Source organism: Nonlabens sp. (assembly GCF_051251825.1).
In the GTDB taxonomy this organism is placed as follows: Bacteria; Bacteroidota; Bacteroidia; order Flavobacteriales; family Flavobacteriaceae; genus Nonlabens.
Map to the genome: position 1 here is coordinate 30,279 of NZ_JBPOGG010000011.1, position 19,682 is coordinate 49,960.

Sequence of the window (19,682 nt, forward strand, 5' to 3'; positions counted from 1 at the left end):
AAACCTGCTTTTATAATTCACAATGATGAATTTAAAAGCAGGTTTTTATGTTAAGACTATAAACGCTATTCGTCTGTGTTTTCTTTAGCTTTTTTCTCAGAAACTTTAGATCTGTTATCGTTACTGTTTCTGTCGATCAGTTTATTATAGGGATCAATTCCAGCTACTACTGGTTTAGAATCTACAATCACATCAAAGGTGTTTGAAATTTCAGTTACCTTCATTTTCTTTAGGTAGAGAACTTTTTCAATTCCAGTTTCTTCATTTACCTCACCAAAAACACCTACCTCAATATAGTCTGCAAGTGGTAAAGATTTAAGAGCTTTGGTCTTACCTTCAGGAGTAAAAGTAATGCTGTCACCAGCTCTATTTTTATATACAGATTTACCTTTCTCGTCAGATCTATATTTAAGAACCTGAGCGTTTATCGTTACCAGATATTTTCCATCTGGTAATTCTTGATAGGTAGCGTCCTCAACATTATTATCATATAAAGTTATGGTTTCAAACATGTCGTTAATTAGATACTGCAATGAATCAGGAGTTACAGCTCTTATATCATCTACAAATTCAGTGGCCACTGGATAAGGTGCACTTTTAAATTGATACTTCTCTGCAAATTCCTTAACGACGTTATTGAATTTCTTTTCACCTAGATAATCACTCATAGCATACAGCACAAGAGATCCTTTTTGATAATGAATGTACTGTTGATTTTCATTATACATCAATGGGTTCTCTTTAATTTGCTCTGTAGTTCTTCCCATAAGGTAGCCATCCATGGCATCTTTAAGGAATTTGCGCATTTGCTCCTTACCATTAGTTGCCTCAAGAACTTTAAGAGAACTGTACTCAGATAAACTCTCTGAAAGTAATGTTGCTCCTTTAGCATTTGCACCTATGACTTGGTGTGCCCACCACTGGTGTGCCAGCTCGTGAGCTGTAATACTAAATGGGTAGTCCACCGCATCTTTATCTTCATCATCTACGTCTGCGATAAATCCTATCGCTTCACTAAATGGAATTGTGTTAGGAAATGCTTGAGCAAATCCACCACCAGTTCTAGGGAATTCTATAATACGAGCCTGTCTATGCTGGTATGGAGTATAGTTTGCATTATAATAATCCAGTCCATCTTTCAATCCGTTCATCATACGATCTACATTATAGGCGTGATCTGGATGATAATAGATTTCTAATTTAACACCATCATGCTCATCTCTTAATACTTCATAGCGACCACTTAAAAAGGCATAGAAGTTAAGAACTTTAGAGTCCATTTTATAATGGAAGTACTTGCGTCCATCTTCTTCCCATTCTTTAATAAGGTATCCTGGTGCTATCGCAATTTGATCACTAGACGTACTTACCGTAGCTTCAAAATCAATCCAGTCACTATTTCCACCTATATAGTTGTTCTCTCTAGCTCCAGGAGCATCAGGTGCTGGCATACGATCTTTAGGTGGTAAGTTATATTTCTCACGTACTTGTGTGTTGCGTATTTCAGCTTGATCACTATAACCTACAGATGGGAAAATCCCATTATTTATAAACGTACCATTATCTACTACTTGAGAATTATTATCAAAGAAAGTATTTGGTTTATTCTCTGTCGTGAACTTCATTATTAAGGTATCACCAGGTTGCAACGCCTCTTTAAATTGATACATGCGATAATCATAATCTTCTTGATCATAAACCACCTCAGTTTCACGATCCAGTTCAATAGTTGTAGGTCGGTCTGGATAGTTGACATGTAAGGTGTCAATTGCCACATCAGTCTGGTTGATTAAAGTGTAAGTTGCTCCAGCTTTATAGTCGCGCGTATCTGGATAAATGTCCATAAACGTATTTACGGCTACTAATCGTGGTTGAGGTGCTTTTGCAAACTTGCTTAACTCTTTCTCATAGTTAACTTGCATTTCTTCTTGTTCTTTACCAGTAGTTCGTTCATTATCTACATTGTTCACTTTCCACATATATCCACCTATCGCAAGGAATCCTACTAAAGAAATGGCTGTTATGGCTATGATAGATTTTGATAACCTCGCTTTTGCAAAAGCAAGACGTTCTTTCACATTTGTTCCCATACCACGGCGGTAGAACAAAATTGCAATAGCAAACAACGCAATACCTAGTAGCATCCAGTAAACTCTGTACGTAAAGTATTTAGGTAAACCACTACCGTAACCATTCATATCACTAGGGCTAGGAGAACCTGCACCTTGATTAAATATAAATTGTCCTTGTTCAACACCTATCGCACCTAACAATGGTGGCACACCTAGAGCCATTACCAATAATATGATTAATCCAAGCCATTTATTTTTAACTAAAGTGTGAATTAAAATGGACATTAAAATCCATGGTAAATAACTCCAAATATTGATAACAAATAAATCAAAAAGATAAAGAGGTAATTCAAACTCATAGAATCCGTTGTAAGTTTGAATAACAATTCCACTAATAATAACAATTACTAGAAGCGTAGCTAACATTGTAACCAAAGCAATGAATTTAGCCACTAGAAACACCCAGTTTTTTGTTGGTGTCACATCTATTAGTTGATTAATGTGGGCTGCTTTTGCACGATCAATTATTAATCCAGCATACAAAAATATCAAGAGATATGAGAATCCTTGAAAAAAGAAACCTCCAACTAATTGCAACATCACCCAAGTTTTAGGTAAAATGTCAGTTCCATATTGTTGACCAGTGATTAACATAGTTAGGAGTGAAAATGCAAAAGCAACAACAGCAATAATGATAAATGGCCAACCTTTTAAGATATATGTGATATCAGATTTTGCAATAATCCATGCGGTTTTAAGTTGTCCAAAAAACGATAAATCTTGAGTCGCCGGCGGCATGATAACCTTAGAAATAGTACCAAAGTTCTTTTTAGTTACTCGTTGCGCCTTAGGTTTAGTAAACGATAAACTTGTAGGGTTTTGAGAGAAATTAAAAGCATACAATACTCCAAAGAAAACGAGTAATGAAATGCCAAGCCATATCAAACGATTGTATAGCAGTGTTCCTTCTACAGGTATTAATTGTGTGCTTTGTTCCTCAGGAGTCCAATATTTGATTTGATTTGTAGTTGCTGTGTCTCCAGTAGGTTCTAGTAATTCTAACCAGTAAGTGTCATCCATAGTTTGCGCACTATTAGCCGCAGCAAACTGTAAAATAATCATTACTAATACAAACATAAAACCTATGTTCACGTTACGTAAAAATGCAGTTATCGCAAATACTATGGCTCCATAAAAGAATACATTAGGAATAATGTAAACTAAAAACGGTTGCAAATAGTTCATGGTTTTAAATGGACCTACTAGATCTTCGTTTGCACCTGGAAGGTAAAAACCTATCGTTATTCCTATCAAACTAGCGATAATTACTAGCAATGTCATCGTCATTCCAGCACTGAATTTAGCCACTAAATATTTCCACTTAGTCAGCGGATATGAATAGAGCACATTGTGCATATTATTTGAAAAGTCACGTTGTATGGTTCCACCTATTATAGATGGGATTAACAAGTAAGTGAGCATTGCAAAAAGTCCTAATAAGCTATAAATACCTACGGCGCCGTTGAGTTTAATAGCACTAGTAACCGTAACGCTATCACTATCAAAAACACCTACTGCGATAGCAGAAACAAGTCCAGATAATAAGAATAAAATAGCTGCGTATATGTAAAAAAGTGGTTTCTTAAACCAGGTTTTTACTTCGTGAATGTATATTGTTGAGAACATGATTAAGCGATTTCGGTTGCAGCGATGAACTTATCATTGCTTAAGGTTGTGAAGTACACGTCTTCTAGTGTAGGATCCGCTTTCGCGAAAGCGGCACCAGGAGAAACATCTCCATAAACACGCACATTCAATTTGTTATCTTCATTATAGTTTGAAGAAATCACATTATAATCATTTTGCATTTTCTCGATTTCTTCTCTTTCAATAGTTGTGGTCCAGATTTTATCTGCAAGGACAGCCACCATTTCCTTAGGTGTTGCTTGAGCTAAGATTTTACCACCGTTAAGAATTGCCATGTCTGTACAAAGTTCCTTAACATCATCCACAATGTGAGTTGAGAAAATAACAATGTGATTAGTTCCTATTTCTCTAAGAACATTTAAAAAACGGTGACGTTCTGCTGGATCAAGACCTGCAGTAGGCTCATCAACGATAATTAATTTAGGGTCATTTAATAATAGCTGGGCGATACCAAAACGTTGCTTCATACCACCAGAATAACCAGCTACGTGCTTATTACGCACATCACTCAAGTTGGTCACTTCAAGGGCTTTATCAACAAGCGCATTACGTTCAGATTTGCTCGTGATTCCTTTAAGACTTGCAAAGTAATGCAGTAAATCGTGAGCGCTCATTTTAGGATATACGCCAAATTCCTGTGGTAAGTAACCTAATGTTTTTCTAAACTCAATCTTGTTATTTAAAATGTCTAATCCATCTAAATGAATACTACCAGAATCTGGAGATTGTAGCGTCGCAATGGTACGCATCATAGAAGATTTACCAGCTCCGTTAGGTCCTAGGAGACCAAACATTCCTTGATTAATATTTATAGTAACATCATCCAGTGCTTTTACACCATTAGGATATGTTTTGGAAACATTTTTGAGACTTAGTATCATAATAAACAGTTCTTAAATAGTTGATTTGATGTGTTAGTACATCAACTTTAAGAATTGTTACAGGATAAAGAGAATTAATCCAACTCGTACACTTCAAGCGCCGGATTTACCTGATGATTAAAATTGAAAAGTGCCATATTCTCCCAACTACTTCCGTTAGTACTGGAGGAACCGCTATTATCTGTAGCTACCCAATCAGGTGCCCAGTAGCAATAGCCTATTCCTTGCTCGTTTGGTAAATTCTTGATCATATTATGAATACGCAGCATAAAAGTGCGCTGTCCAGCTGCGGTTGCTGGGTAATTTGAAACCAGCTGATTATCTAGCCCGACCACATTATTTGAATTGTCATCCCAATTTAAAGTAAAAGGATAAGCAGTTTCTACGATCATCACTTTTTGTGAGATCCCAGCGGCAAATGATTGTAATTCATTTTCAATAAAATCGATATCTGGATTATGCCACCATGGATAATAACTCAATCCTGCTATGTCAAAGTTTACACCTCGAGAAATAAGTTGTTCATAAAAATAAGCAGCGTTTTCAATTCCGGCAAAATGAATCATGATTTGAGAATCCGGAGAAGCTAGTTGTACACCTTCTATAGCGGCATTAGTCAGTTGAACATAATCATCCCAGTTTTCACCAGTGGTATCATAAACTTGACCTACTGGCCATAAGAATCCGTTGTTAGTTTCATTACCTATTTGAACCATGGCAGGTGGTGTTCCTTGTAGTACGAGTTCGCGGACTGCATTTTGAGAATAGTTTTTTAAACTTTCAGATAAGTCGGTTACATCTTGTGAAGCCCAAACAGATGGAACGTCCTGAGAACCTGGATCTGCCCAAGTGTTTGAATAATGAAAATCTAATAAAAAATCCATGCCATTTGCTTGAGCACGCAATGCTTGTGCTTTTACAAAGTTGAGGTTGTACAAATCTTGAGGATTATTAATCCATAATCTTATACGTACTAGATTAACTCCACGACTCGCTAGATAAGCGTAATTATCTACAATGATCTGATTATTTTCATCTTTAAAAGTAACTCCTAGAGATTCTATTTCTGGTAGAAATGATAGATCCATTCCTTTATAGAAATCAATAGTTTTAGGCATGGTGTTTTCTTCACCTTCATCTTTTTCACAAGAGAAAGCAACAAGACAAATTAGAAATAGAAAATAGAGTTTTTTCATGTTGGAAATATAATTGATTTTTTATAGTAAATGATATTCGTAAAACACCCATCCCAGCCTTCCCTCAAGGGAAGGAGTTATGTTTTCAATTAAGGGAATATCATTAAAAATCTCGCCTTGAAATGACATTTAGTGGGGTGTTTACATAATAACTTCAAAACCCATTAAAAACTGCCTACTATTTCAAAGGTCATCCACATAAGTAAAACCCAAATCACTTTTTTGAGTGCTTACCTTTTTAAAGAACTCGTGAATCACCTTGCGGTCGGCTTTTACTTTTACAAAATAATTATCTCTATAAATACTGTATTCTTCGGCTCTTCCTTTGTAAACGTTTAGTTTGTAATAGGGAATAGGTAGTGCATAAGTTTGTAATCTAGATCTAAATCTTACGATGATACCTTTTTCACGCAACTCAACATTACACACATTAAGATTGTTATCTACCACGAGCAAGTTGTGAATCTGTATGCTGCTAGAAGTGATATGTAATTTAGGTGAACCGCTGCCCTTGAGTTTCCACCTTTCGCGCAAGCTTAAAACTTTCCCTACGTCTTTTTCTATGAGGCGTCGCGTTTCTGAGTCGTTATAAGAGACATTGTATAGCATATTTCTAATAGTCTCAAAAGTTCCGTAAGCCTTTCATAATACTTATCTTTGCAGGCTTAAATTTGTACCCATGACGCTTCACAATCAACTGGAAAACGCTGTTAAAAACGCTGTAGGAAATTTATTTTCTGTGAGTTTAGAATCTGTTGAGATTACGCTTACGCGAAAAGATCAAAACGGAGACCTCACGGTAATGGTATTTCCTATGTTGAGACACATCAAAGGAAATCCTGCGGTCATAGGAGAACAAATAGGAGCAGAGCTGGCAAAAACTGACCTTATTACTTCATACGAAGTCATCAAAGGTTTTTTAAATATCACAGTCGCTCAAGCGATTTATCTCAAGGATTTCAACAACATCCTAGCCGCTGCTGATTATGGTAAAACGCCAGTAGATGCATCACAATCTGGTGTGATGGTAGAATATAGCTCACCTAATACTAACAAGCCATTGCATTTAGGACACGTGCGTAATAACTTGTTAGGATATTCTGTAGCCCAAATAGTAGCAGCAACAGGTCGTAAAGTGAATAAAACCCAAATCATTAACGATCGCGGAATTCACATCTGTAAATCTATGCTGGCTTGGGAACAATATGGTGATGGAGAAACTCCAGCGTCCACAGGATTAAAAGGAGATAAACTTGTTGGGAATTACTATGTGAAGTTTGACCAAGAATATAAAAAAGAAATCGCCACTTTAATAGCTGCTGGTAAAACGGAGGAAGAAGCTAAAAAAGAAGCGCCATCACTCATCGCAGCCCAAGAAATGCTCCGCAAATGGGAACAAGGTGATGAAGCCGTAGTTGCGCTATGGAAAAAAATGAACGGTTGGGTTTATGCAGGTTTTGATACCACTTATAAGAATCTAGGAGTTGATTTTGATAGCTTGTATTATGAGAGTAACACCTATTTACTCGGTAAAAATGTAGTGCAAATAGGCCTCGATAAAGATGTGTTTGAAAAAGATCCAGATGGTTCTGTATGGATAGATTTGACAGATGAAGGACTGGATCGCAAAATTGTTTTACGTTCTGATGGTACCGCAGTTTACATGACTCAGGATATAGGAACAGCTATACAACGTGTAAAAGATCACGATATCAACTCTATGGTGTATACCGTAGGTAATGAGCAAGACTATCACTTTAAAGTGTTGTTTTTAATACTCAAGAAACTAGGATACAATTGGGCAGATAATCTATATCATCTTAGTTATGGAATGGTAGAATTACCATCGGGTAAAATGAAATCTCGTGAAGGAACTGTAGTAGATGCAGACGAGCTCATGGAAGAGATGACAGACACTGCTAGAGAGATTGCTCAAGAACAAGGCAAGCTCGAAGGAATGAGTGATTCTGAAAAAGAGCGTCTTTATAAAATGATAGGATTAGGTGCTTTAAAGTATTTTATGCTTAAAGTTGATCCTAAAAAAAGCATGATGTTTGACCCTAAAGAATCTGTAGATTTTCAAGGGAATACAGGACCATTTATTCAATATACTCACGCACGTATCAAGTCTATTTTAAAGAAATCGGCTTTTGAAAAAGGTGATTTAAAAGTGGCAACAGATTTAGAATTGACCGATAAAGATGTAACCGTAATCAAGTTATTACAGCAGTATCCAGAAACGGTTCATGCTGCTGCAAGAAATTACAGTCCAGCACTAGTGGCAAACTATGTCTATGAACTCGTAAAAGAATTCAATTCTTTCTACCAGAACGTTCCCAAAATAGTTGAAGAAACTAATGCAGATATGAAGCAATTCCGTCTAGCACTGTGTTTCAAAACTGCCGATGTGATTAAATCAGCTTGTGGCTTACTTGGAATAGAAGTTCCTGAGCAGATGTAAAGTTGGTGAACTTGAACTTGAATCTGAACTCGAACTGGAAATTTGAAGTTGGTTTTAATAACATCTTTGCTATCTCGGCTTTGCAGAGAATAGCATTCTGCTAATGTTGCATAAGGTTTTTGGCATTATAGAAAAGAAAAAGACTGCCTACTGCTTACTGAAAACCTGCCTACTTTTTCAAAAGATCCATCTTCTTTCCAATCTCGTCGGCTTTTGCAAAAGCAGCATCTGCAGCAGAGCGGTCTGATTTTGAAAGTTTATGAAAATCTCCCATGAGTTTTTGATACTCTTCTTGTAATTTTTCTAGCTCACTTTTCTTTTTAAATAGTCCAAACATGATTGTGGTTTTTAATGAAGTCGGTGATTAAACATTTCATTACTTCTTAAAACTACCTATGTGCCATAATATATTGCTCGGGTCATGAAGGAAAAACTCTTTTCCCCAATCTGGATGAACCATTTCTTTAAGTTGAATGCTAGGGAATTGTTTCTTTAAATCTAGAGACTTCAAGTGATTTAAAAAGCCTTCTGGGTTTTCTACTTCTAGAAAAAGCATGGTATTATCAATCCAATCTTTGATATGAGCGTCTTGCAAATAAAAACTGCAACTTCCGATACTACAAACACTCATATTTTGTGCTATTGAAATTACCTGAAATCCTATCGCTTCATAAAAAGCGATAGATTCTTTATAATCATTACAGCCTATAAATGGGCGAATTGATATAGTTCTTATGTCGGGTTTCATAGAATAATAATTAGTACTTAGATATGTTGACAAAAATGACAATTGTCAGCAAGTATGCAAAATACATCGGTTATTTTTGTGTGGTACTTATTTAAAACTATTTGTGTGATCTATAATCAATCCTATTCTCACTGGAAAAGACTAACTAAAAAAGAAATTGATAGTCATATTATTGATGCGTTGAATCAAAATATCAATTATTATGATAGTTTAAAAATGGGAATTCCTGGATCACATCTTGATCAACGTGAGTTTGCTGCAGATTCTAAAGTACTCGACGGTTCTACTTTTCTCAAAACACTTATTAATAACCCTAACCATATAGGAGTTCATACAGATACTGATCTGTCTGAGCCTTATTTTGCAGGAACACAAAAACTGGAAGCGCAAGTCATTAAAATTATAAGTGATGACATTTTAAAAGCGCAACCCGACACAGTTGATGGTTATGTTTCCTCTGGTGGAACTGAAGGTAATATACAGGCCATATGGGTATATCGTAATTTATATAACGAGACTTTTAAACTCAATATGGATTATAGTTCTATTGCTATATTGTGTAGTGAAGATGCGCATTATAGCATGGATAAAGCTGCAAATTTGTTGAATATCAAACAATGTAAAGTAGCAGTTGAAAAAGACACTAGAGTCATTAATCAAGAACATCTTAAAAAGCAATTAACTCTTTTGAAACATCAAGGTATCGATAAATTAATCCTAGTTGTGAATATGATGACGACCATGTATGGCTCAGTGGATTCACTAGATGATTATATGGACATCATCGCTCAGTTTGCTTCCATGACCGTTAAGGTTCATGTTGATGGAGCTTATGGTGGGTTTTTCCTGCCGTTCACACATCCAGACCAGCCACTTACTTTTGAAGATGAACGTATAGATTCCTTTACACTTGACGCTCATAAAATGTTACAAGCACCATACGGAACTGGGATTTTTGTAATCCGTAAAGGACTGCTCAAGTACAGCTTAACAGACAGTGCTCAATACGTAGCTGGAATGGATTGCACACTCGTGGGAAGTCGCAGTGGTGCAAATGCCATAAGTATTTATAAGATTTTAATGAATTATGGTCCTTATGACTGGGCAGAGCGCATGCTGGCACTTGCTCAACGCACTTTGAGATTGAAAAATCAGCTTGAACAGTGGAACGTGAAAATGATTCACTTTGATGGTAGTAACATCATCGCTATTCATAGGGATTTTGTCACTACAGATTTAGTCTTGAAATACGGTTTAGTGCCAGATAATCATAACAATCCTGAATGGTTAAAGATTGTGGTAATGGATCATGTGAAGGGTGATAAAATCATTCAGTTCTTACAGGATTTTAAAGCGCAATTACCTGTCTAAATATTAACGATCAAACTTCCAGACAAGCAAGCGACTCTTTTTATTACCACTATTCATAGGGATAATTTTATAGGTGGTTTTCATCTTTTTGAGCTGTTTTTCCAGTTTAGGTAAATTCTCTTTGCGAGAAATTAAACTGGTGAACCAGCCTACCTGTGATTGAAAATCGGCACTTTCCTTGATGAGCCTTTTTACAAATAATGCCTCGCCACCATTACACCATAACTCATGTGATTTCCCGGCAAAGTTACGGTTGCGCGATTCATAGCCCAAATTTTTGTTTTTGCGCTGGTTAGCCTTGCGCGCTTCTTCTTCACTAGCATAAAACGGCGGATTGCACATCGTGAAGTCATATAATTCTTGAGGCTTGATGATGCCTTTTAATATGGAACCACGATCTTCCTGGAATCTCAAGGCTATGTTTGAAATTTTACGAGATTTGGGCATGGAGATTTTTTCTTGTAACGCTTTCGCGAAAGCGTAACTATCCTCATCTACCTCACTACCTACCATTTTCCAATTAAAAATAGCTGTTCCTAGAATAGGGTAAATCATGTTTGCGCCAGTACCTATATCTAGCCCAGTGATGTTTTTCTCTCCTACAAGATCTGCTAGGTGTAAGATATAGTCCACACGACTAGGAATGGGCGGACTCAAATAATCCACCGGCAATTCCCAATTCTGAACTCCATAGTGTTCCTTGAGTAGCGCAGTGTTTAACGCAAGGACAGCATCTGGATCAGTAAAATCTATACTTATGTGTCCATCTTCCTTAGTAATGAAATGGGACTTTAAAGCAGGAAATGACTCAGATAATAGGAGTAAATCATAACCGTGTTTGTGTAAATTATTATCGTGCATGGCACAAAGATAAGTTAGTCTTGGGTTAATTGTCATTAGTTCTCTAAAACTGCTGAGTCTCTTTTCACTTCATTATAGCTTCTTTGCATATTACTGATTGATAAAAAGAAAATTCATTTTTTCAGGTTCTGGTTCGAATTCAAATTGAAGTTCAAGTTCAGCGCTATTTCCACTACCTTTGCAAAAATCATTTTCATGAAGAATTTTGAGGAACTAAATCTATCCACACCGTTACGTAACGGCTTGAGTGATTTAGGTTTTACTACCATGACACCTATCCAAGAACAAGCTTTTCCGGTAATCTTATCGGGTAGAGATATGATAGGTATTGCACAAACCGGTACTGGTAAAACACTCGGGTACATGTTGCCGTTACTTCATGAATTAAAATATTCTGAAAGCTTAGATCCTCGCATGCTCATTATGGTTCCTACACGTGAACTAGTTGTGCAAGTAGTGGAACAAATAGAATCTTATGCTGCTTATATAAATGTAAGAGTGCTAGGAGTCTATGGAGGAACTAATATTAATACTCAAAAGAAAGCTGTGACAGATGGTGTAGATATCATCGTTGCAACACCTGGAAGATTGTATGATTTAATAGTTGCACAAACGGTACGATTGAAAAACTGTAAAAAAGTGGTTATTGATGAGGTAGATGTGATGCTGGACTTGGGTTTCCGTTTTCAGTTGACTAATATCTTTGAACACTTACCTGTTAAGCGTCAAAACATCATGTTCAGTGCTACCATGACTGACTTGATAGAGGAATTTATAAGAGCTTATTTCTTTAATCCAGAGAAAGTAAGTGTTGCTGTTAGTGGTACTCGTTTAGAAAACATCGAGCAGACTTGTTATCCTGTAGAGAATTTCTACACTAAGGCTAACTTACTCATGGACTTACTTACTGATGAGGAAGAATTTAAAAAAGTACTCGTTTTTGCAGGAAATAAAAAGAGTGCAGATCGCTTACAGGAATACATGCTGGAACGCTATGGTGATGAAATCGCTGTAATCCATTCCAACAAGACACAGAATTATAGATTGCGCTCCATTGAATTATTTGATAGCGGTGAGCGACGTATTTTAATAGCTACAGACGTGATGGCTCGTGGACTCGATCTTGATAAAATCTCACACGTTATTAATTTAGACGTTCCTTCTTTTCCTGAAAACTATATGCACCGTATAGGTCGTAGTGGTCGTGCCGAAGAGAAAGGTAAAACAATACTTTTCTATACCGAGAAAGAAAAAGAGGATAAAGAAAAGATTGAGGAATTAATGGATTATAAAATCCCAGAGCTTCCTTTCCCTGAAGAAGTAGAGATCTCCACTCAGAAAACTCCTGAAGAAAAACCAGTCGTGCGAGAGCTGTTTAATCCGCACAAGATAATTGAGGAGGAACGTGGTGCTTCATTTCATGAAAAAAGTGAAAAGAACCAAAAGACCAATCAAGGTGGTAGCTATCGCAGGATCATGGAGAAGAAGTATAAGAAACCTAAAACAAGAGGTGATAAAACTGCAAATCGCCGCAGGAAGAAGTAGTTATTCAGTTGGTCTGTTAAAGGAATCACTTAGTAAAAGTTTATAAATCGGTAATTTTGCATAATAATTAAAGCACTATTTCTTTTGAAAAAGCATCTTATTACGAGCCTGTTATGTTTGTTTTTATTCGCTTTCGCGAAAGCGCAATCCGTAAACACATCCTACCTATGCCTAGGAAATGGTGATGTCGTACTGGCAGATTTAGGTAATTGCACATCAACGGTCGTGGCGAGTCACACGTCTGCATTTTATGATATCGCTCAAGGAGATACAGATGATACTCTTTATGGTACGCGTAACTCGGAATTGTTTAGGATTAACGTGACAACTGGAGCTATAAATTCGCTAGGTAATTTGACTGTAGTAGGTACAACTACGAGTTTTAATATTAATTCTTTAGTTAAGGAATCTCAAGGTGTATTGCTAGGAGTTCATGAGGACCAACCTGGAGCACTTTTTAGAATAGATGTGGCCGCAATGACGGCAACTTTCTTAGGGAATACGGGTTTTGGTAGTGCCGGCGATTTGACTTTTTTCAATGGTAATTTATACTTAAGCGCAGAGAGTAACGAACTAGTTTTAATAGATGTTGCAAATCCAGGGAATTCTTCGCTTATAGGAACAATTCCATCTACTGCAGGTTTTTCGAGCGTTTTTGGAGTGGTAACTATAATAACAGCAAATCCTTGTGCTGTGAACCCTACTTATGCGCTTGTAGCGACTGGTGGAAATGACACTAGATTTGTAGATGTGAACACCGCGCAAACTACGTTTAATTGTTCAAACGTGGTGAACTCGACGATTTTTGGAGCTGCTGAGGTTGCCAGTGATGTAATATGTTCCATTACTCTAGAGATTGAAGATTCAAACGGTAGTAGCGCTCCAGAGTATTGTCAAAATGCAAATACCGTTCTCAACAGTATTGCAGATCCGTTGACGCCACTTGGTGTTTATAGTTATGAATGGAGTATTCAAGGTCAAGCAGGTGTGGTAGGTACAAGTGCTGTGTTACCCATAAATATTACAGCAACAACAACTTATGAATGTATCATCACAGACTCTGGTCGAGTTGCGCCAGATAATATTGCTACAGCGAGCATAACTGTAACGGTAAATCCTCAACCAGTGTGGAATCCTATAGCAAATGTGATAGCTCATTCCTCTTATACGTTACCTGCAATTACGGGAACTAATATTCCAGCAAACACTGCTTTTTATGATAATCCTATGCATACAGGAACTCCATGGAATACTGGAGATATTGTAGATCCTACTATGTTTGCGACTAATCCTGCTACCATATATGTGTATGGATTAGACACTAACGGTTGTGAACTTGTTGAGCAGTTTGACATAGAATTTGTAGATGCTCAAGTAACTATCACACCTGGTGGAATTCAAAATGTATGTGCTGGTGAAATGGTTACATTAACGGCAACTCCAGTTCCTGCAACACCATATGGAACTTACACTTACAACTGGAGCGATACTCAAGGAACGGCTTATCCCAATACAGCAAGCATAACGGTTACCGCATCGGTTTCCACTACGGTTTCTGTAACTGTAAATGACTCTGGTGTAGAGAATGGTACAGGAATGGGATTTGACATGACCGATTTTACGGTTTTGCCTACAGTAGATATTACAGCGCTTGCTAATCAAAATGCAACTGGCAACTTCACATTTCCTACAATCACTGGAACTGGACTTACTGGTGGACAAGCTTATTATACACAACCCAATGGAATGGGAACCATATATACTGCAGGTGATATAGTCACCGCAGCAGATTTTACATCTTTACCTGTAACGCTTTACATATTTGATGATAATGGTTCATGCGACGATGAGGAGTCTTTTATACTGGATATAGTAACGCCGCAGCCTTTAACTTTAAGCTTGAGTAGCTCTTCTAATAATATATGTGAAGGATTATCTACAGTTTTAACCGCAACGCCTGACCCATCAAGCGCTCAAGGGATTTACACGTATCAATGGCGTGTGCAAGGCTCTACTACCGTTTTATCAACATCGGCTTCTTTTACAGCGACTCCAGTAGCAACTACTATATATGAATGTACTGTTATGGATAGTGGACTTGCTATGAATAATACCGCTACTGAGGTGATTACCATTACTGTGATTCCAGCTCCTAGTTTAAATACTATTGGTAATCAAATTTCAACTGGGACTTTTACTTTTCCAGCCATAACTGGTGCTAATTTAAGTGGTAATGAATTATACTTTACACAAACTGGTGGAATGGGAACTTCTTACATGCCTGGTGATGTGATTGATATATTGGATTTTGCTACCTATCCAGTAACCTTATATGTTTATGATGTAAACAATTCGGGTTGTGAGGATGAGGTGAATTTTGATTTAGTAATAAATCCTGTAGTAATAATTCCCGAACCTGAAGAACCATTATTTATCATTCCAGATTATGTGACACCTAATAATGATGGATATAACGATTTCTGGAAGATTGAAGTTAATAGTACAGATGTTACCGTAACTAGCATTTATATTTTTGATCGTTATGGGAAATTATTAAAACAACTCGCTCCAGATGGTATAGGTTGGGATGCGATGTATAATGGGAATCCCTTGCCATCGAGTACATACTGGTATATGTTGAGCTATGAGGTGAATGGAGTCTCTCAAGAGATAAGTGGATATTTTGCGGTAAAAAGATAGCTTGAAATAACTTTGGCTCAGTTATTGGAATTTGAAAATTATATAAACATAAAAGCACATTTTAATTATCTTGTGCTCCTTAAAAAACAATCATGAAAAAAATATTTTTATTAGTAGCACTTGTAGCATCAACTTTCACATTTGCACAAACAGGTTACGTGGATGCAGAGTTTCTTTTATCTAAAATGCCAGAAGTAAGCGCTGCCGAAACTCAATTGAAGAACTTTGCAAACAATCTTCAGGTAGAAATTACAAAAGCTGAGAATAATGCAAACGCAAGATTTCAAGATCTTGTGAAAGAATCTCAAAAACCTGGTATTACTGATGCACGAAAGCAAGAACTAGAAAAACAAGCGCAACAACTAGAAGGTACTTTGAATACTGAAAAGCAAGGAGCAGAATTAAAACTCTCTATGAGACGCAATGAATTGATGGAACCTATTTATGCAAAGCTTAACGCGGCTATTTCTAAAGTTGCCAAAGCAAAAGGTTTTAAAATAATAGTTTCTGTAGGATCAGTACTTTTTGCAGAGGATTCTGTAAATATTACTGATGCTGTTAAAGCAGACATGGGATTATAGATCTATATAATTTAAATGAAAAACCGCTCAGCTGAGCGGTTTTTTTATGGGAAATAATTCCTGATTTATAATAGCTATATCTTCAACAACTTATGTTTAAGCTCTATCCATTTCTTTTCTAATCTGTATCTTTACCTATATCTAGAAATAGATGAATTAATGAATACTAATGACTTGTACACTTTTTAAAATAGCCGCTCATGTAAGAGCTATGTGGTAATCTTTTTAATGAGGATTATGATATCAACTATTTTAAAAATTTGAAACAATTACGATTATGGCCAAAGAAATAAAAGATTTAAAAAATCTAGTAAATACAGAATATTCACTTAAGAAATTATTTAGTGAGGCTGAGGATTTCCTTCCATTATTAGGAACAGATTATGTAGAGCTCTATGTAGGGAATGCAAAACAAGCTGCTCATTATTATAAAAGTGCATTCGGTTTTCAGTCTTTTGCTTATGCAGGATTAGAAACCGGATTAAAAGATCGCGTGTCTTATGTGTTAACTCAAGGAAAGATTAAACTAGTTCTCACCACTCCATTGCAAAAAGGTGGTGAGCTCAATGAACATATTAATGTGCATGGTGATGGAGTGAAGGTAGTAGCTTTATGGGTAGAGGATGCGAGAAGCGCTTTTGAAGAAACTACTAAACGTGGTGCAAAACCATATATGGAACCTACGGTTGAGAAAGATGAGCATGGAGAAGTAGTGCGATCAGGAATCTACACGTATGGAGAAACCGTGCATATTTTTGTAGAACGCAAAAATTACAATGGAGTCTTTTTACCAGGTTATGAGAAATGGGAATCACACTATAATCCAGAACCAGTAGGATTAAAGTTTATCGACCATATGGTAGGTAATGTAGGCTGGGACGAGATGAATAAATGGTGTAAGTTCTACGGTGAAGTTATGGGCTTTGCACAAATCATTTCATTTGCTGATGATGATATCGCAACTGAATATACCGCACTCATGAGTAAAGTGATGAGTAACGGTAACGGCCGTGTAAAATTCCCTATCAATGAACCAGCCGAAGGAAAGAAAAAATCTCAGATAGAAGAATACTTAGATTTCTATAATGGACCTGGAGTCCAGCATATCGCCGTTGCGACTGATGATATCGTTGCAACAGTAAGTGCCATGAGAGATCGTGGTGTGGAATTCTTATATGTTCCAGATACTTATTATGACGATATTCTAGAACGAGTAGGAGAGATAGATGAAGATATAGAATTACTTAAAAAACATGGTATTCTCATCGATAGAGATGATGAAGGTTACTTGCTGCAACTGTTCACTAATAACGTCTTAGATCGACCTACGATGTTTATTGAAGTGATACAACGCAAAGGTGCACAATCATTTGGAGTAGGAAATTTTAAAGCGCTTTTTGAAGCTATAGAAAGACAACAAGCAAGAAGAGGAACTTTATAGTACCAGAAATATTTAAACAAAAAAACGCCCGTAATCTCTATAGATTACGGGCGTTTTGATTTTCTGTCTTAGTCAAATGGTTGATTAGTACCAACACCGGCAATTTGTGCATTAATGACCTCATTATTATTATTTGTAAGAAAAGCAATAATTTTAAGATTCCCGTTAACGACTCCTATAGGAGTAGAAGGTATGGAAGTTGTATACGTAGAAGAAAAAATATTATTTCTTAATGATTGATTATTAGGTATAGAGTCACCTAATAAATTAGTAAACCTAGCTAACATTACATTATTATGTTGAAAATTCACTAATGGGTTTACACCTCCATAATTCGTGGTTGAATTGCTTTGATTGAAAATCACATTATCTTCAACCAAATAAACAACCAATTTAGTGTCTGAAAAATCAATATCAAAACCTACTTGTACGGTTGTATTAACCATATTACCACTAATTGTCGAATTAATAGATAATCCTGATCCAGGCGCATCATTATTACTTAAGAAATCATTGATTTGAACTAAGTCCATGTTGTTAATATCAACTGCATTCCAAAGATTAGATCTATCGATATAAGCTGATGGAAACAAGTTGACATTAAATGTACTTCTTAAAATAGATTCTTCTAAATATGCCATACTGTCTCCATTATGTATGTCCAGCCGAATAAATTGATTTGCGTTGCTTTGACCATCAATTATGGAAAAAGTATTTGAGACTCTAGGTGCTTGACCAGACCATGCGCCCGTATAACTATCAATAAGAATTTTTTTGGTATATGAGTTTGCTATTACTTCTATTATTAGTGGTGAAGATACTCGCCCATTGTACTCGCCTGTAATAATTTTTGTGCCAGGAGTTAAACCGATAAAAGTATTGCCAGAAATTGGAGCCCCATCAATTGAAAAAATGGTATCTGTAGTAAGGTCATTACTAAAATTATCAATTGAAGTTAAAGTGATTACAGAATTTAATAAATAACTCGTTGAGTCCGAGTTTACTGTTATGTTTGTCGCTGAGAAGGGTGAAGGAGTGGCAACCCAAGCATTTCCATCCCATATCAACATATCTCCCGGATTAATTCCTGACGGTATTTGGTTTTGAGAATTATTTGAATCAACGTACGCTTTAGTTGCAGCATCTTGATTATCAACTGGGTCTTGTAGATTAGTGATTCTTATTGCGGATGCATCATTCCCTGAAGATAATACGTCTGTTAGACTTGGTATTGAACTGTTTTCTGCATATAAAGCATATGGGACACTTAGGAACTGACTACTTCCAAGCGAAACTAATCCTGAACCAGTATCAATTTGTATTCCTAAATGATGATTTGTATTTGCCCAGTCGATATTTAAAAATGTACCGAGTAATGGTGTGCCTTGTCCAATAACTAAAGAGATCTGTCCAATATTATCTGTCGTGACAGTGTGGTTCTCAGAATAAACGGGAGTTGTATTAGGGCTTACAGAATAAATGTCAAACTGAAAAATGACAGTTTGATTATTTATTAATGAGCCTGAATTATCTCTAATCGTACTTTGATAATTAAATCCTTGAGGAGCTTGAGCAATAGAATAAAATCCAATATTAATAATTATTATTAATACTAAATGTTGAAAAATATTTTTCATAATTTATATTTTAATGAGTTGATGTATGAATTCTTCATTGCCATTTTCATATTTAATTCTCAAAACGTAGATTCCTGCTTGGTACGGCGTCATATCAACAGAGTTATTAATATTTAATTTCTTTCTCATTAAAACTTTTCCACTTAAATCGAATAAACTCAATTCAAATTTTTCCAAGCTATCACTAAGAAAATAAAATTTTGAAGAGGTTGGATTGGGATAAATCTTTAAGTCTAAATTAGAAAAGCTACTTAAGGATAGTTCATTTTGTAATAAGCCTGGAAAATATCCGTTACTTATTTGAATTAGACCATTGTTATCTGTAAAAGTGCCTGTTACAGTTTCTCCGACTGAATGACTTAGTTTAATATTTCCGCTAACAGTAGAATTACCTGTTGTATTTATTATTTGTTTTGAGATTGTTTGAGCATTCAAAACAGTTGCGAATAGTAGTAAAGTAATTAATGTTTTCATTCTATAA

At 36.2% G+C, this 19,682-nt stretch carries 15 protein-coding genes; 6 read left to right on the forward strand and 9 right to left on the reverse strand.

Annotated elements, in window-relative coordinates; translation table 11 throughout:
* Positions 1–65 precede the first annotated feature (65 nt).
* The 4 genes from ACSHWW_RS11940 to ACSHWW_RS11955 form a co-directional block, all read right to left on the reverse strand.
* On the reverse strand, positions 66–3,758 hold the full coding sequence (locus ACSHWW_RS11940; RefSeq protein WP_435682689.1) for an ABC transporter permease/M1 family aminopeptidase: 3,693 nt from the start codon (positions 3,756–3,758) through the stop codon (positions 66–68).
* 2 nt (positions 3,759–3,760) lie between these two features.
* The gene (locus ACSHWW_RS11945; RefSeq protein ID WP_435682690.1) at positions 3,761–4,660 is read right to left on the reverse strand and encodes an ABC transporter ATP-binding protein; all 900 of its coding nucleotides are present in this window, start codon (positions 4,658–4,660) and stop codon (positions 3,761–3,763) included.
* Between the two features lie 74 nt (positions 4,661–4,734).
* Positions 4,735–5,856 (reverse strand): glycoside hydrolase family 53 protein, encoded by a 1,122-nt coding sequence (locus tag ACSHWW_RS11950; protein ID WP_435682691.1) that lies wholly within the window; start codon positions 5,854–5,856, stop codon positions 4,735–4,737.
* A gap of 183 nt (positions 5,857–6,039) precedes the next feature.
* Positions 6,040–6,465 (reverse strand): hypothetical protein, encoded by a 426-nt coding sequence (locus ACSHWW_RS11955; RefSeq protein ID WP_435682692.1) that lies wholly within the window; start codon positions 6,463–6,465, stop codon positions 6,040–6,042.
* A gap of 70 nt (positions 6,466–6,535) precedes the next feature.
* On the opposite strand from ACSHWW_RS11955, the gene argS reads away from it, so the two are divergent.
* Positions 6,536–8,317, forward strand: coding sequence for an arginine--tRNA ligase (argS, locus tag ACSHWW_RS11960; protein ID WP_435682693.1), 1,782 nt, complete (start codon positions 6,536–6,538; stop codon positions 8,315–8,317).
* A 169-nt stretch (positions 8,318–8,486) separates the two neighbouring features.
* Here the strand turns inward: argS and ACSHWW_RS11965 are convergent, their stop codons facing one another.
* Together ACSHWW_RS11965 and ACSHWW_RS11970 are read right to left on the reverse strand one after the other, a co-directional pair.
* Positions 8,487–8,654 carry a Lacal_2735 family protein gene (locus ACSHWW_RS11965; RefSeq protein ID WP_435682694.1) on the reverse strand — a complete coding sequence of 56 codons (168 nt, stop codon included), beginning with the start codon at positions 8,652–8,654 and terminating at the stop codon, positions 8,487–8,489.
* Positions 8,655–8,693: 39 nt separating this feature from the next.
* Positions 8,694–9,065, reverse strand: a complete 372-nt coding sequence (locus tag ACSHWW_RS11970) for a glyoxalase (RefSeq protein WP_435682695.1) — start codon at positions 9,063–9,065, stop codon at positions 8,694–8,696.
* Positions 9,066–9,107: 42 nt separating this feature from the next.
* Here ACSHWW_RS11970 and ACSHWW_RS11975 point away from each other — a divergent pair, with 42 nt between their 5' ends.
* Positions 9,108–10,436 (forward strand): pyridoxal phosphate-dependent decarboxylase family protein, encoded by a 1,329-nt coding sequence (locus ACSHWW_RS11975; protein ID WP_435682696.1) that lies wholly within the window; start codon positions 9,108–9,110, stop codon positions 10,434–10,436.
* Positions 10,437–10,439: 3 nt separating this feature from the next.
* On the opposite strand, the gene rlmF is transcribed toward ACSHWW_RS11975, so the two are convergent.
* Positions 10,440–11,297, reverse strand: a complete 858-nt coding sequence (gene rlmF, locus ACSHWW_RS11980) for a 23S rRNA (adenine(1618)-N(6))-methyltransferase RlmF (RefSeq protein WP_435682697.1) — start codon at positions 11,295–11,297, stop codon at positions 10,440–10,442.
* 195 nt (positions 11,298–11,492) lie between these two features.
* On the opposite strand from rlmF, the gene ACSHWW_RS11985 reads away from it, so the two are divergent.
* The 4 genes from ACSHWW_RS11985 to hppD all read left to right on the forward strand — a co-directional run bounded on the left by ACSHWW_RS11985 (position 11,493) and on the right by hppD (position 17,564).
* Positions 11,493–12,842 carry a DEAD/DEAH box helicase gene (locus ACSHWW_RS11985; protein WP_435682698.1) on the forward strand — a complete coding sequence of 450 codons (1,350 nt, stop codon included), beginning with the start codon at positions 11,493–11,495 and terminating at the stop codon, positions 12,840–12,842.
* An 84-nt stretch (positions 12,843–12,926) separates the two neighbouring features.
* Positions 12,927–15,542, forward strand: a complete 2,616-nt coding sequence (locus tag ACSHWW_RS11990; protein WP_435682699.1) for a T9SS type B sorting domain-containing protein — start codon at positions 12,927–12,929, stop codon at positions 15,540–15,542.
* Between the two features lie 92 nt (positions 15,543–15,634).
* Positions 15,635–16,123 (forward strand): OmpH family outer membrane protein, encoded by a 489-nt coding sequence (locus tag ACSHWW_RS11995; protein WP_435682700.1) that lies wholly within the window; start codon positions 15,635–15,637, stop codon positions 16,121–16,123.
* A gap of 277 nt (positions 16,124–16,400) precedes the next feature.
* Complete coding sequence (gene hppD / locus ACSHWW_RS12000; RefSeq protein ID WP_435682701.1) at positions 16,401–17,564, forward strand: 4-hydroxyphenylpyruvate dioxygenase; 1,164 nt, start codon at positions 16,401–16,403, stop codon at positions 17,562–17,564.
* 68 nt (positions 17,565–17,632) lie between these two features.
* Here hppD and ACSHWW_RS12005 read toward each other — a convergent pair whose 3' ends face one another.
* Together ACSHWW_RS12005 and ACSHWW_RS12010 are read right to left on the reverse strand one after the other, a co-directional pair.
* Complete coding sequence (locus ACSHWW_RS12005; protein ID WP_435682702.1) at positions 17,633–19,201, reverse strand: Omp28-related outer membrane protein; 1,569 nt, start codon at positions 19,199–19,201, stop codon at positions 17,633–17,635.
* A gap of 3 nt (positions 19,202–19,204) precedes the next feature.
* Positions 19,205–19,675: a T9SS type A sorting domain-containing protein gene (locus ACSHWW_RS12010; protein WP_435682703.1), complete on the reverse strand. Its 471-nt coding sequence runs from the start codon at positions 19,673–19,675 to the stop codon at positions 19,205–19,207.
* Between the last annotated feature and the right edge of the window lie 7 nt (positions 19,676–19,682).